Annotated in this window: 10 protein-coding genes and 1 tRNA gene; 7 read left to right on the top strand and 4 right to left on the bottom strand. The window is 37.3% G+C overall.

The genetic code is table 11. The features are described from left to right. Nucleotides 1-34 precede the first annotated feature (34 nt). Nucleotides 35-2,437 carry a glycoside hydrolase family 95 protein gene (locus B3P17_RS12975; RefSeq protein ID WP_291105780.1) on the bottom strand — a complete coding sequence of 801 codons (2,403 nt, stop codon included), beginning with the start codon at nucleotides 2,435-2,437 and terminating at the stop codon, nucleotides 35-37. A 502-nt stretch (nucleotides 2,438-2,939) separates the two neighbouring features. Here B3P17_RS12975 and B3P17_RS12980 point away from each other — a divergent pair. The 5 genes from B3P17_RS12980 (at nucleotide 2,940) to B3P17_RS13000 (ending at nucleotide 11,257) form a co-directional block, all read left to right on the top strand. Next, the gene (locus tag B3P17_RS12980; protein ID WP_291105782.1) at nucleotides 2,940-5,090 is read left to right on the top strand and encodes a GH92 family glycosyl hydrolase; all 2,151 of its coding nucleotides are present in this window, start codon (nucleotides 2,940-2,942) and stop codon (nucleotides 5,088-5,090) included. A 74-nt stretch (nucleotides 5,091-5,164) separates the two neighbouring features. After that, nucleotides 5,165-7,528, top strand: coding sequence for a TIM-barrel domain-containing protein (locus B3P17_RS12985; protein WP_252638319.1), 2,364 nt, complete (start codon nucleotides 5,165-5,167; stop codon nucleotides 7,526-7,528). A gap of 85 nt (nucleotides 7,529-7,613) precedes the next feature. Next, the gene (locus B3P17_RS12990; protein WP_252638320.1) at nucleotides 7,614-9,008 is read left to right on the top strand and encodes a GDSL-type esterase/lipase family protein; all 1,395 of its coding nucleotides are present in this window, start codon (nucleotides 7,614-7,616) and stop codon (nucleotides 9,006-9,008) included. A gap of 33 nt (nucleotides 9,009-9,041) precedes the next feature. Further along, nucleotides 9,042-9,995 (top strand): family 43 glycosylhydrolase, encoded by a 954-nt coding sequence (locus B3P17_RS12995; protein WP_252638321.1) that lies wholly within the window; start codon nucleotides 9,042-9,044, stop codon nucleotides 9,993-9,995. A 179-nt stretch (nucleotides 9,996-10,174) separates the two neighbouring features. Further along, complete coding sequence (locus B3P17_RS13000) at nucleotides 10,175-11,257, top strand: linear amide C-N hydrolase (RefSeq protein WP_252638322.1); 1,083 nt, start codon at nucleotides 10,175-10,177, stop codon at nucleotides 11,255-11,257. 241 nt (nucleotides 11,258-11,498) lie between these two features. Here the strand turns inward: B3P17_RS13000 and B3P17_RS13005 are convergent. The 3 genes from B3P17_RS13005 to purD form a co-directional block, all read right to left on the bottom strand. After that, nucleotides 11,499-11,572, bottom strand: a tRNA-Ile gene (locus B3P17_RS13005). A gap of 178 nt (nucleotides 11,573-11,750) precedes the next feature. Further along, on the bottom strand, nucleotides 11,751-12,674 hold the full coding sequence (locus tag B3P17_RS13010) for a hypothetical protein (RefSeq protein WP_252639531.1): 924 nt from the start codon (nucleotides 12,672-12,674) through the stop codon (nucleotides 11,751-11,753). 85 nt (nucleotides 12,675-12,759) lie between these two features. Further along, complete coding sequence (gene purD / locus B3P17_RS13015; RefSeq protein ID WP_252639530.1) at nucleotides 12,760-14,031, bottom strand: phosphoribosylamine--glycine ligase; 1,272 nt, start codon at nucleotides 14,029-14,031, stop codon at nucleotides 12,760-12,762. Between the two features lie 170 nt (nucleotides 14,032-14,201). On the opposite strand from purD, the gene B3P17_RS13020 reads away from it, so the two are divergent. Next, entirely contained in the window at nucleotides 14,202-14,981 is a 780-nt protein-coding gene (locus B3P17_RS13020) for a tRNA threonylcarbamoyladenosine dehydratase (protein ID WP_291105786.1), read from the top strand. A gap of 68 nt (nucleotides 14,982-15,049) precedes the next feature. Next, nucleotides 15,050-15,505, top strand: a complete 456-nt coding sequence (locus B3P17_RS13025; protein WP_252639528.1) for a hypothetical protein — start codon at nucleotides 15,050-15,052, stop codon at nucleotides 15,503-15,505. Nucleotides 15,506-15,661 lie beyond the last annotated feature (156 nt).

Raw genomic sequence — 15,661 nt, forward strand, 5'->3', positions numbered from 1 at the left:
AACGAAAAACACTTTTAATCTACTACAGGCAAACTTACTTTCCTCTCTTAAAGGTATATGAATGACCTTGTTGAGTTATTATATCATATTCGTAAACTTTATACAATAGAGGATATTGAGGATTTATTTCTTTCGATACCAACGGCTCTTTTATATCTGCTGTTTTATATAGCGNNTGATTCACGCCCCTTGCCTCCTGCAATCCATCACCTCTTAATGGCACATAAGAGCGAAGACGCATATTTCCGCCTAGTTTAGATGTAATTGTTACAGAAGATATCTCACCATCACTCCAATCCATCGATGAAATTTCGAAACCGCCACGAGCCATCAACCCTTTAACACTTCCGTTCTTCCACTTATCAGGCAAAGCCGGTAGTAAATGTATTGCTCCATCATGACTTTGCAGAAGCATCTCTGCTACCCCCGCAGTGAATCCAAAATTTCCATCTATCTGAAATGGCGGATGTGCATCAAATAGGTTCGGATAAGTACGTCCATCGTTATTACCCGGCTCTACCAAAGATAGCATATTCGAAATAATTTTATAGGCATGATTACCATCGAGCAGACGTGCCCAAAAATTAATTTTCCAACCTATCGACCAGCCTGTAGCCATATCTCCACGATAGAGAAGTGAGTTTTTTGCCGCCTGAAAAAGCGTTGGATGTGAATATGGCGAAATCTGATTGCTTGGGTACAACCCATACAAGTGAGAGACATGACGATGATCATTCTTCGGATCGTCCCAATCTCCCAACCATTCCTGCAATTGATTGTACTTTCCTATCTGCATAGGTGCAAGGCGAGAAATCATATCCTCGAGTTTTTGATTATATGCTTCATCACCTACGCCTAAGGTTTTAGATGCCTCCAGAGCATTGTTAAGCACATCAAATACAATTTGATTATCCATTGTAGATCCTGCGGTTATACTCGTATTTTTTCCAGGAGGGCCTTGTTCGGGAGAGGTAGACGGTGATGTTACCATCCATTTATATGTAGGATGTTCCACCAAAAAATCGAGAAAGAAATCTGCTGCACCTTTCAGCACAGGGTATGCTTCTTTTAAGAAGTTCTTGTCTCCTGTATATAAGTAATGTTGCCACATGTGCTGACTCAGCCATGCCCCTCCATTAGGCCACATACCATGAAATGCTCCGTCTACAGGACCTGTAGTACGCCAAAGGTCCGTATTATGATGTGCAACCCAGCCATTCGCATTGTACATTACCTTTGCAGTCTCTTGCCCTGTCACCGCCAACTCTTTTAACATCTGGAAAAGAGGTTGATGTGTTTCACTTAGATTGGTAACCTCTGCAGGCCAATAGTTCATCTCCGTATTGATGTTAATAGTGTATTTGCTATCCCAAGGCGGCACTAATTGGTCGTTCCATATTCCTTGCAAATTAGCAGGCTGCCCTCCCGGTTGGGATGAACTAATAAGTAGATAACGCCCAAACTGAAAAAGTAGGGTAACGAGACTTTGATCTTTTCCTTCTTTGAAGTTTCTAACTCTTACATCTGTTTCTTCTAGGACATTGTCCGATTTTCCCAAATCTAAGGATACGCGATCGAATTGCTTTTTATAGTATTTTATATGATCTGCTAACGCTTTGTCATAGGGCTTCGATAGTGCGTCTTTCAAAAAACCAGTAGCCTTAGCCGATTCATTGGCACTCACATCTTTATAGTTAACGAAATTAGTCGCTATAGAAATATAAACAATAACCGAGTTAGCTGCTTTTACAGAGANNTTTATTTGAGTTTGGTTTTCGAACCGAATCACGCCTTTTATACCTTCGTGTTCTGCCCCCATACCTTTGAGAATAAGCTTATCGCCCTTAGCTTGAACTTTATAATCTTTTACAGGAGAGTCATATCCTGCTGTGAAGCTAATACTATTCGGCTTATCAGCCGTAATTCTCATAATAATGACATTATCTGTAAAAGAAGAAAACACCTCACGGGTATAATTAATGCCATCTACCGTATATTTTGTTGTAGCTACTGCTGTAGCCAAGTCAAGTTGTCTTGAATAATTGGAATATTTATTATGTCCTGTAAAATCTAAATATAAGCTCCCTATTGTTTGATAGGGCATACCATTATGCGAAGTTCTCATATTTTTTTCCAACAAAGCCTCTGCTTCTTTTTCTTTTCCGGCAAAGATAAGAGAGCGCACCTCATCCAACACTTTTAACATATTAGGGCTATCATTTCTGTGAGGCCCTCCTCCCCACATCGTTTCCTCATTGAGCTGGAGCTGTTCTCTTGCAGTATTTCCAAAAACCATTGCACCCAACCGAGAATTTCCCAAAGGCAATGCTTCTACCCACTCCTTGGCCGGACGTTTATACCAAAGCTTAGTGTCTTCAGCTTTACAAAAAATAGTACTTAAAGTAAAAATTGATAAAAACAAAAGGTATTTCTTCATGATATTTACAAGTATTCATTCGATAACAAAGAAAAAGCTTATATATTAAAAATCAAATTAATCCATACTTAATATCTTATTAAAAAAAGGAGATTACTCAAATTTTACTGTTTTTGCATCAAAAAAGACTCAATTTTAATGTAATCATCGGTTAATATCGCATTTTAATTACATTTTAATACTCCTATTAACACCTAGCGACGTGTTTTTTTAATTGCCCTCACATTACTTTGCGATATAAAAATATCATAATCATTAATACCAATGAAGAATATCATAAAATCCGGAAATAAAATTATTTCGACATATATGTTAATAAACATTCTTTGAATAGAAAATACAAATCTTAATTCTTTATACGAATGGTATATGTTTACTTTGTAATCGAAATTAAATAAATGCCAACTTAAATTAAAACTTATCATGAAGCTTAGAAATGCATTCACCATTGTTTTTANNCAGCGGTGTCAACAAGCAGCCGGTAGATTATGTAAACCCTTATATGGGAAACATCAGTCACCTACTGGTACCCACCTATCCTACCATTCATCTGCCCAACAGTATGCTTCGGGTTTACCCCGAACGTGCCGATTTTACAAGCGATATGATTAAAGGCTTGCCTCTGATTATTACTAGTCACAGAGGTAGTTCGGCCTTCAACCTGAGTCCTTATCAGGGAGATAAAGCCAAAATAAAACCTGTTATATCCTACAGCTACGATCGTGAAAAGATCACGCCGTACAGCTATGAGGTTGACTTGGACGATCAACAAACGCATATCCAATATGCACTTTCTCACCAATCCGCTATTTATCAGATAGACTATACTTTACCCAACACTCCTGCTTACCTGATACTCAATTCGCGTAACGGAGCGATAAGGACAGACGGAAATATAGTAAGCGGATACCAAAAACTGGCGAATAATACGAATGTATATATATATCTGGAAACAGAACAAAGCCCTGTACTTACAGGAGTATTGAAAGACAATACAATAAACGACAAAGAAAAAAGAGCAGAAGGCAACAATGCCTGTGTCGTATTATATTATGGAGATAATGCACAAACTTTGCGCTTACGCTACGGGGTATCTTTCATCAGCGAAGAACAGGCAAAAGAGAACCTACGCAAAGAACAAAAAGACTATGAAGTGAAACAATTGGCTGATAAAGGCCGCAAAATATGGAATGACGCTTTAGGCAAAATCAAGGTTAATGGAGACAATGATACTGACAAAACGGTATTCTATACTTCTCTCTACCGTTGTTATGAACGTCCGGTATGCATCAGCGAAGGCGGTCGCTACTTCAGCGCTTTCGACGGGAAAGTACATGAAGACGCGGGTAAACCGTTCTTTACTGACGACTGGATCTGGGATACATATCGTGCGACTCATCCTTTGCGTGTAATGATCGATGCTGAGGAAGAAGTGAATATCATTAATTCATACTTGTTGATGGCCGAACAAATGGGCAACAACTGGATGCCTACCTTCCCTGAGATTACAGGTGATTCTCGCCGGATGAACTCCAATCATGCCGTAGCAACAGTTATCGACGGCTATGCAAAAGGACTAAAAGGTTTTGATTTGGAAAAGGCATATATCGCATGTAAAAAAGGAATAGAAGAAAAAACACTTATTCCATGGTCGGGAGCTCCTGCCGGATGGTTAGACGAGTTTTATAAAGAAAAAGGATATATTCCGGCGTTATATCCGGGCGAAAAAGAAACAGTAGCGAATGTTAGTCCCTTCGAAAAAAGACAACCAATAGCCGTAACGCTTGGCACTGCATACGATCAATGGTGCTTGTCGCAAATAGCCAAAGCCTTGGGAAAAGAAGATGAAGCAAAGTATTATCTGAAGAGTTCTTACAACTATAGAAATGTCTATAATGCAGAAACAGGCTTTTTCCACCCGAAAGATAAAGAAGGGAAATTTATAGAACCGTTCGACTACCGCTTCTCGGGAGGCATGGGTGCACGGGACTATTACGGAGAAAATAACGGCTGGATTTATCGTTGGGATGTACCTCATAATGTGAATGACCTTGTAAGTCTGATGGGAGGAAATGAACAATTCATAAAAAATCTGGATCAAACTTTTAACGAACCTCTTGGACGTGGCAAATACGAATTTTATGCACAATTGCCCGATCATACAGGCAATGTAGGACAATTCTCTATGGCCAACGAACCAAGCCTTCATATTCCTTATCTGTACAATTATGCCGGACAGCCGTGGAAAACGCAGAAACGTATTCATACTTTATTGAAGCAGTGGTTTAGAAACGACCTGATGGGCGTTCCCGGCGATGAAGACGGAGGAGGAACATCTGCCTTTGTAGTATTCTCTATGATGGGATTCTATCCAGTTACTCCGGGTATGCCTGTATACAATATTGGAAGTCCTATGTTTTCTCAAGCGAGTATAACATTGAGTAATGGAAAAGTATTTGAAATAGTAGCTCAAAACTATTCTGATGACAACAAGTATATCCAGTCAGCCACATTGAACGGAAAAGAATGGAACAAACCTTGGTTCAATCACTCGGATATAGAAAATGGCGGCAAGCTTGTATTAATAATGGGAAATAAAGCAAATAAAGCATGGGGAGCAAACGATGTACCTCCTTCAGCAGAAAAGCTATAAAAATAAAAGAGTCTTCTCTTTGTTATGCTTTACATTGTTTCGCATAACAAAGAGAAGATAAAATCTATATAATTATGAAAAAAACATTCATTTCACTTTTTATCCTTTTTATCTGCAGTCAACTTGCAGCACAAAATTATCAGCGTACATCTCATGGCATCAAGGCTAATATAAATTCAACAAGCATTGAAATTCAATTTTTTAATTCTAAAATTATAAGGATTTTAAAATATCCACAAGGAGAAGTGCCAGAAAAAAAAAGCCTCTCAGTGATTAAAGAACCTGAAAACACAAATTTTCAAATACAAGAATATAACAATGTGATAACATTAATTTCATCAGATATTATTGTTACACTTAATCTCAAGACCGGAGATGTATTATTTAATGGTACTGACACGAGACCTTTTATTGCTGAGAAGAATAGTTCCTCGGTATTCACACCTAAGAACTACGAGAGTGGTAAATCGTACGAAGTACAGCAGACATTTCTATTGGATAAACAAGAGGCCATCTACGGGTTAGGACAGCATCAGCAAGGACACATAAACCAACGTGGACAAGAAGTAGAACTTCGCCAAAGGAATACGGAAATAGCAATACCGATTATTCATTCGGTAAAAGGATATGCCATTTTCTGGGATAATTACTCCCCTACAATGTATAAAGATTCGGATGAGGGATTGTCTTTCACTTCAACATCAGGCAAATGTATAGATTACTATTTTATGTACGGAGAAAATGCTGACGGTGTAATCGCACAGATACGAGAACTGACAGGACAAGCCCCAATGTTTCCGTTATGGACATACGGATTTTGGCAAAGTCGTGAACGATATACATCGCAAGATGAATTATTGGATGTAGTAAAGAAATACCGCAGTCTAAACATACCTCTTGACGGTATTGTGCAAGACTGGCAATACTGGAGCACTGACAACAAGCAGTGGAACGCTGTAGAATTTGGAAATCCGACTTTCCCTAATCCTCAGAAAATGATAGACGATGTGCACAAAATGAATGCACATATAGCCATCTCTGTTTGGCCATCGTTTGGTCCGAATACAAATATCCATAAAGAACTGAAAAGCAAGAAACTCTTATTTAATTTCGATACATTTCCTCAAGACAATGGAGTAAAGGTATATGACGCTTTTAATCCCGAAGGTCGCCGAGTGTATTGGGATTTCATGAATAAAAATATATTCTCTATCGGCATGGACGGTTGGTGGCTGGATGCCACAGAGCCAGAATACAATGTGAGTGAAAAATCTTTTAATGAGACTACACATCTTGGGCCATACAGAGACGTAGCAAATGCTTATCCACTGGCATCTGTTGGTGGTGTGTACGACAACCAACGCAAGACGACGTCTGAAAAGCGCGTATATATACTTACCCGGTCAGCCTTTGCAGGACAGCAACGCTATGGAGCCAACTCTTGGTCGGGAGATATCGATTCACGTTGGCATGTGCTTCGCAATCAAATTTCGGCAGGCCTAAATTTCTCTCTTTGCGGAATTCCTTTCTGGAACACAGACATAGGAGGTTTCTGGGCAGGGCGTGTCTATCCTAAAGGGGTTGAAGATAGAGCATTCCATGAATTATATGTGCGTTGGATGCAGTTTGCTACATTTACGCCGATGATGCGTTCGCATGGAACAAATACTCCCCGAGAGATATATTTGTTTGGCAAAAAAGGAGATTGGGCTTATGATACTCAGGAGAAATATATCAATCTTCGATATAGCCTCTTGCCATATATGTATTCTATCGGACATGACATTACAGCAAATGCAGGCTCTATGATGAGGGCTTTAAGCATGGATTTTGCGAAGGACAAAGAAGTACATAATATAGACAATCAGTTTATGTTTGGCAAGTCAATACTAGTTGCCCCTGTAACAGATTCTATGTATGTGGATCGTATAAATGGCAATGTTGTAGAAAATTTCAATGCAGTAAAATCTCAAAAAGTATATTTGCCGGAAGGTGTCGACTGGTATGATTTCTGGACAGGAGAAAAGCTTAACGGAGGACAGGAAGTCAGCAAAGCAGTACCAATAGATATTATTCCACTATATATAAAAGCTGGTACGATACTCCCTTGGGGCCCGAAGGTACAATATGCAGAGGAAAAGAAATGGGACAACCTTACCTTGTTTATTTACCCCGGAAAAGATACTGAATTTGTATTGTATGAAGATGAGAACAACAACTATAATTACGAAAAAGGTATCTACTCAACAATTACAATGAAATGGAATGACAAAAGTAAAACATTGACTATAGGAAAGAGGCGAGGTGAATTTCCAGGCATGTTGAAATCCAGATCTTTTAATATTACAGTAATAAAAGAAGGAAAAAGTATAAATACTACTTCGCAACCCGATAAACAAATAGTGTATCAAGGGGAAGAAATGAACATTAAGCTCTAGTATCAAGAAAGATTTAAGAAAGTGTAACTTGCACTGTCAATTTTCATTTTAGGATGTTCAATATAACAAGAAATAAATACACAGGATGAAATATATATTAATACTTCTTCTTTTCATCTCTCAGATAATAGTTAATGCTCAAACAAAAGTAGTCTGCGTGGGAGCCAGCATTACCGAAGGGGCATTGACTACAGATCCTAAAAAGGATTCGTATCCGGCACAGTTCGCACACCTTTTAGGTAATAATTACGAAGTGATCAATTGTGGAGTAAGTGGTTGCACTATGCTTCGCAACGGAGATCATCCCTATTGGAGTACCGAAGCCTATAAGAAAGCTTTAAATAGCAATCCCGACATCGTGTTTATAGACTTAGGAGGAAATGACGCCAAAGCTATTAATCGGGTTTACATAAATGAATTTGTAAAGGATTGTAGCGATATGGTAAAGTCCTTTAAAAGTCTGCAATCAAATCCTCGAATTATACTGATGCTACCATTTGTATCTTTCGAAACAGACTCTAATCAGATATGGGATCCCGTTATTGTGAACGATATTATTCCAATTATTCAACAAGTGGCATATAATGAAGAAGTAGAAGTATTGGATATGCATTCGTTATTAATAAACAGACCTGATTTATTTCCTGACAAGATACATCCCAATGACGAAGGCTCGAGAATTATTGCTAGTAGACTATATGAGCAGATTACATTGAAAACAGATAAATCTTTTGATGTCCTAAAAAAAACAAAAACAGCTTATACTATAAGCAATTTCAAAGGATACACATGTGCCGATTTCAAATTGAGGCATCGTGAATGTAAGATTGTTAAACCTAAAACCACAGCTCAGGGAAAACCTTGGATATGGCGCGCCCGCTTCTGGGCACACGAACCACAAACCGATATAGCTCTACTCGAAAGGGGCTATCATCTAGTATACTGTGATGTTGCCGAACTGATGGGAAATAGCGAGACACTTTCTATATGGGGTGAATTCTACAAACTGTTAACCAATGCAGGTTTATCAAAAAAAAGTACAATGGAAGGTATGAGTCGTGGTGCAATGTATTCTTTTTGCTGGGTAGCCGCTAATCCGGATAAAGTTAGTTGCATATACGTAGATAATCCTTTGCTCGATTGTCGCTATTTGGCAGATAGAGCAGATAATCTAGGTGAAATCACAGAAAACTTCATGAAGGCTTATAATCTAAAAACGAGAAACGATATCCGCAACTTTAAAGGAAGTCCGACGGATAAAATACAGGAAATAGTAAATGGAAGATACCCAATACTTATACTTTGTGCCGATCAGGATGAAGCCGTACCACCAAGTCAGACGATCGAATTTGAAAGAAAAATCAAACAAGAAGGTGGAGATATTACCGTGATGATGAAGCATGGCTTCAAACATCACCCACATAGTCTTTCTAATCCTGCCCCCATTGTTGACTTCATACTAAAAGCAAATAGAAAATAAATAAGTCGTAAATAATTTATAACACTAACCTAAATGAAAAAAGGTATCTTCACCGTATACATCGCTGTATTTTCTCTGTTATCCTGCAATAGCTATAGTCAGAAAAATCCGTTTATAAAACACATGTATGCGGCCGACCCTTCGGCTCGGGTATGGAATGATGGGCGTCTGTATGTATATGCATCGCATGATATGGCCCCGCCTCAAGGGTGCGACCTGATGGATCAATATCATGTATTCTCTACAGATGATATGGTAAACTGGGTAGATCATGGCGAAATACTTCGCTCTACTCAAGTATCCTGGGGTAGACCTGAAGGTGGTTTTATGTGGGCTCCCGATTGTGTTTATAAAGATGGAACATATTATTTCTATTTTCCGCACCCTAGCGAATCAGATTGGAATAAAAGTTGGAAAATTGGAGTTGCCACGAGTAAGTATCCTGCAAAAGATTTTGTAGTGCAAGGATATGTGAAGGGAATGGAGGCTTACATCGACCCTAATGTGTTTATAGATGATGACGGGCAAGCATACATATACCAAGGTGGCGGTGGCGTTTGCCTTGGAGGTAAGCTCAAAGATAATATGATGGAAGTTGATGGCAGCCTTCAGAAAATGGAAGGTCTTTATGATTTCCACGAAGCGGCATGGGTACACAAGCGTAATGGTATTTATTATCTATCTTATTCAGACAACCACGATAACAATTGGAATGACGGCGTAAAAGGGGATAATCGTATGCGTTATGCAACCAGCAATAGCCCACTAGGACCTTGGAAGTCTCAAGGTATTTATATGGAACCAACAAACAGCTATACCAATCACGGATCGATAGTGGAATACAAAGGTCAATGGTATTCTTTTTACCATGATAGTTCCTTATCTGAGAAAAACGGAGAGTTTAATGATTGGCTACGATCGGTATGTGTAGATAAACTTTACTACAATGCTGATGGGACAATACAAATAGTAAAGCAAACAAAGTAATTGATACGAAGTACAACAAACATTTCTATTGGATATATAAAACAAGAATATATTCTCTATCAGCATTAGCAATTGGCAACTGAATAATATAAAGCCTGAATATAAGGCAATTGAACTTTTAGATTAAACAGTTTTTGCCTTTTAATTGTTTTATTATAGAAACACTAAAATTGTTAACTATGAACTCAAAACAATCATTAATTTTACTGGCTATACTTGTTTTACAATTACAAGCGTCAATAAATGCTTGTACAGGTATCACATTAAAAAGTAGCGATGGAAGTGTCGTTGCCGCACGTACTATTGAATGGGCTGAAAGTGTTATGAATACAATGTATGTGGTTGTTCCTCGTCATCAGGAACTTCAGTCGCTTACACCTTCCGGAATCGATGGAATGAAATTTACTAGTAAATACGGATTTATAGGTTTGTCGGTAGAACAAAAGGAGTTTATGGTGGAAGGTGTCAATGAAAAAGGTCTGTCTGCCGGACTCTTTTATTTCCCTAATTATGGAAAATACCCCTCTTATGATCCATCCCAAAAAGAAAGAAGCTTAGCGGATTTCCAATTAGTATCTTATGTACTAGGTGAGTGTGAAACCGTAGATGAAGTTAAAGAAAAACTAAAAAATATACGTGTTACGAATATTGATCCTCGTTCTTCCACTGTACATTGGCGATTCACTGAACCATCGGGGCGTCAGATCGTACTTGAGATAGTAGATGAAATCATGCATTTTTATGATAACCCTTTGGGAGTATTGACCAATTCACCCGGCTTAGAATGGCACTGGACAAACTTGAATAATTATATAAATTTACAACCCGGCACACCTCCAGGACATAATTTTGGCCCTTTGCAAACGAAGTCGCTCGGGCATGGAACCGGTTTGTTAGGACTTCCGGGAGATTTTACTCCTCCATCTCGATTTGTTCGTGCTACGTTTTTCCAATTGACAGCTCCACAACAACAGTCTGCACAGGAAAGTGTTTTCCAGGCATTTCATATTTTGAATAATTTCGATATTCCAACAGGTACAGAACAACTATGGGGAAAAGCATCAGCTGATGTACCAAGTGCTACTCAGTTTACAGTGGCCACAGATACACAAAATTGTATCATCTATTATCGAACTATGTACAATAGTAATATCCGTTGCATCAACCTAAAGACTATTGATTTTGAAAATGTAAAATATCACAGCATGCCTTTGGATAGCATGAAGAAGCAACCTGTGGAATCGGTGAATATAAAATCATAAATATTCATTAAGTATAAGTGTCGTTGTACTTATTCAAATAAGCAAAAATGCTTGTAAAATTGAAATCTTAATTTCTATATTCTAATAAAGAGACAGTTTAGAAATTATTTCTTTTTCTCTCCACAAAATTGTCTTGTGGTTTTACTGTTGGTTTACAAAAACCCATTGAAACACTACTAAAACAAGAGAATTAAAACGATAAAAGAGTTACAGTTTCTACTGTAACTCTTTTATTCTTAAGTGGTCCCACCTGGGCTTGAACCAGGGACCCCCTGATTATGAGTCAGATGCTCTAACCAACTGAGCTATAGGACCTGATTTTCGGAGGTTATCCCGAAATCGGATGCAATATTACTGCTTTTTAGTGAGACTAGCAAGTTTTTGAGTAAAAAACTACCAGAAGATTTATCTCTCAAACCACGATAAAAACTAAGAAACTTTGTATCAACGTGATAAAATTGAACTACAAAAATATTTGTTTGTAATTTTTTTACTATCGGAGAAAAGATAAGCCGCTAAACAACAAACAAGCCACTATAAATATATAAAATAGTACTACTGTCCCCTTTGTTTCTCCTAATGCAAAGAAATGAGATAATAGGAATGATCCCACTCCCATAAAAATATACAGACTCACTTGCGGTGTTATATTTATAAAGATAGAGAATAATAAAGATAAGACTGTGAAAAATATCAATAACGATAAATATGCCCTTATCTTTATTTTATCCTTATGCCTGTTAAGGAAATTATCTCCAATGATAATACTCAAAAAAAGAATTATAAAAATAAGAGAAACCCATATAGCAATATCAAAACGCAGAAAAGGAAACATGACTAACTGTTGAGAACTGCTATAATGTAGAAAAGGAGAAAGAAATTCGTTTAGATTATCCGTAAGAAGATAAAAAGAGAATGTAGGGAAATATACTATAAAGACTCCCAAAAAGGATGCTAACAAGGATCTAAAACTAAAACACCTCATTATTACAAGGGCAATCCATGTTAATGGAACAAAAAGTAATAAAAGAGGCGTAAACAGGCTTCCTAAAGAAAGCATAAACGCTATTTTAAATGCAGCAACAGATCTTTCGGAGTGATTATAAGAGGCGAATAATATAGATACTGTAAAAAGCATGAATAATACCCCAATATACGCTGGAGATATCCACACCAACGAAGGATGACAGCTAAACAGTAAAATTATAATAGCGGGAGGCAACAGAGTCCGCCGCCTTATCAGTACAAAATCAGTATTGATATGAGCAGTCAATACAGCCATTGCAGATACAATAATACTACTACCTGCCAATGAATATAATGGATTACCCGAAAAGAAATCGAGCAGTTGCCAAAGATACCCTCCTTCCATATTTGAAGGCATAGCATTTGATGATACTACAAATGCTATCCTCATACATACTGCAAAAATAATAGAGATTATAAGAAATCCCTTCCCTTCCGCAATATGACTTTTATAAAATCTAGGAATAACTGCCATTTTATTTGAGATCGAAACCTATATCTTTCCTATAGTATTTTTTATCATAAGATATTACATCTGCATTCTTGAAGGATAGAGACAAGGCTTCATTCTTGGTTTCTCCATATGAGCTTATTGCAATAACACGTCCTCCGTTTGTCAGCACCTTATTATTTTCAAGCTTTGTTCCGGCATGAAATAAGATACTATCTTTTACCTTATCCAAACCCGACATTTCTTTATTCTTCTCATAGTCTCCCGGATAACCGCCCGATACAAGCATCACGGTAACAGCATAACGACTATCTATTTCCAGCAATTTACTCTCTAATGTACCTGTTGCAACCCCTTCTAACAAAGAAACAAAATCAGACTTTATCCGCAACATGACAACTTCAGTTTCAGGATCACCCATACGTACGTTATATTCAATTACCATAGGTTCTCCTTTGACCTCTATTAAGCCTAAGAAAATAAATCCTTTATATATAATTTTATCCTTTTTCAGCCCCTCTATTGTTGGAATAACAATGCGGTCTTCTACTTTTTTCATGAATACATCGTCAGCAAACGATACCGGCGACACAGCACCCATTCCTCCGGTATTCAGCCCCGTATCTCCTTCGCCAATTCGTTTATAATCTTTGGCTACAGGTAGTATTTTATATGAATCTCCATCCGTTAATACAAATACTGAACATTCTATTCCCGACAAAAACTCTTCTATAACAACAGTTTTACTAGCATCGCCAAACATCCCCGAAAGCATTTCTTTTAGCTCTTGTTTCGCTTCCTCTATATCACTTATTATAAGTACGCCTTTCCCGGCGGCTAATCCATCTGCCTTCAACACATACGGAGCCTCTAGCTCTTCTAAAAATAAATAAGCTTCGTCCAATTCATCTAATGTAAAGCTTTTATATCTGGCTGTGGGAATATTATGACGCATCATAAATTGCTTAGCAAAATCCTTGCTCCCTTCAAGCTGTGCTCCTATCTTAGAGGGGCCTATAACAGGAATATCTTTAATATCATCATCATTGACGAAGAAATCGTATATTCCTCTTACAAGAGGCTCTTCGGGACCTACAACAACCATATCTATATTATTATCTAAAACAAATTGTTTTATCTTAGGAAAATCAGTGGGCGATAAGTTTACATTTACAGCTATTTCATGAGTTCCTGCATTGCCGGGAGCCACATAAAGTTTCTGAACCTTATTGCTTTGCCTAATCTTCCATGCTAATGCATTTTCACGACCTCCGTTTCCTAATAATAATATATTCATAATTAAAAAGATAATATTTTGTTGTATTCTTAGCTAGATTCACTTAATAATAGGTGTCTCAACACAAGAAGAGTACCATGACACGTTAATTATTTGAGCAGCAAAGATACATGATTATTTTCTTAACATGAAATCAGAAATATTTATTGTAAGTTTGTACCCCTAAAAAAATGAAAATAGAAAGAATGCAAGAGGAAAAAGGAATCTTTAAGAGAGCAGAGCTATTACTGGGTGACAAATTGATGAACAAGATCTCTTCGGTAAGAGTTATTTTATTCGGCGTAGGAGGAGTTGGTAGTTGGTGTGCCGAAAGCCTGATTCGATCGGGAATAAGACATCTTACCATTGTAGATTCCGATAAAGTTTGTGAGACAAATATAAACAGACAACTTATGGCTACAACAAAAACGATTGGGCAACGTAAGGTGGAAGTATTAAAGTCTCGTTTGCTCGACATCAACCCCGATGCTGAAATAGAAATTATAGTTCAGGTATACAGCGAAGAAACTTCTGATTCTTTCAACCTTCAATCTTACGACTATATAATTGATGCAATAGATAGTCTGAAACATAAGGTACATTTAATTCGCACAGCAACACGAACTAAAGCAAAATTATTTTCTTCGATGGGTGCTGCCTTAAAAATGGATCCAACCCGAATTAAAGTTGCCGAATTTTGGAATGTAAAAGGCTGTCCGCTCGCTGCAGCCCTTCGTCGAAAAATGAAACAAGGAGAAAAACCGTGGAAAAAATTCAAATGTGTATATAGTGACGAAGTTTTAGAGAACAAAGGCCTGAAGTATGAACATGATGAGTCAAAGAGTTCAGAATTGCTAAAACAAGACAATCCGAGTGTGAAACGCCAAACCAATGGTACGCTGGTTCATATCACAGCTACATTTGGCTTCACCCTAGCAGGACTTGTTATTCAAGATATCTGCAAAGAATAATTTCAGAGAACACTATAAAATCAGTATTATTTCTCATATTTGTAGTAATAAATTTAAATAAAACTACAATGAATGAATTAATTATTGATTACAATACGCCTTCTTCCACTAAGAAAACTATAAATATCATAACAGGTATTTATTTAACAGGATTTGCTCTTTATTTCTGTATTACAGAGGGGATTTCCGGTGGTTATGGTATATTATTTTTCAGTGCGCTTATAGCCTTTATTCTTGCTGCCATACTATTATTAAGCAACACCCTATGGGTTTCGGGAGCTATACTTTCAATCGATAACAATACAGTTAAACCGAATATCTCGGGACAGAGTAAATCTCCAATAGATTGGACAAATGTAAGTAGTTTAAATATTGGTATCAGCTACATTACTTTCTCTCTGAATGGAGGCCAGAAACAAAGAAAAATAGATCTCGTTACTTTAAAATACGATGATGTAAAAAGAGTAAAAAGCAAACTAGTAGAAATTTGCGAATACAAAAATATCCCTTATCAGAATGATTAAAATCTCCTTCTTATAATAAGACAAGACATACTATATAAATGAAATACCCTTTAGATACTCCAGACCTAAAGGGTATTTTTATGTATATTCTAATATTAAGAGCGGTGATTAAATATATCTACTAACTACATACTTCTTGTATCTTTCTATTATCCT

This window comes from Dysgonomonas sp. UBA7630 (genome assembly GCF_002483985.1).
GTDB lineage: Bacteria > Bacteroidota > Bacteroidia > Bacteroidales > Dysgonomonadaceae > Dysgonomonas.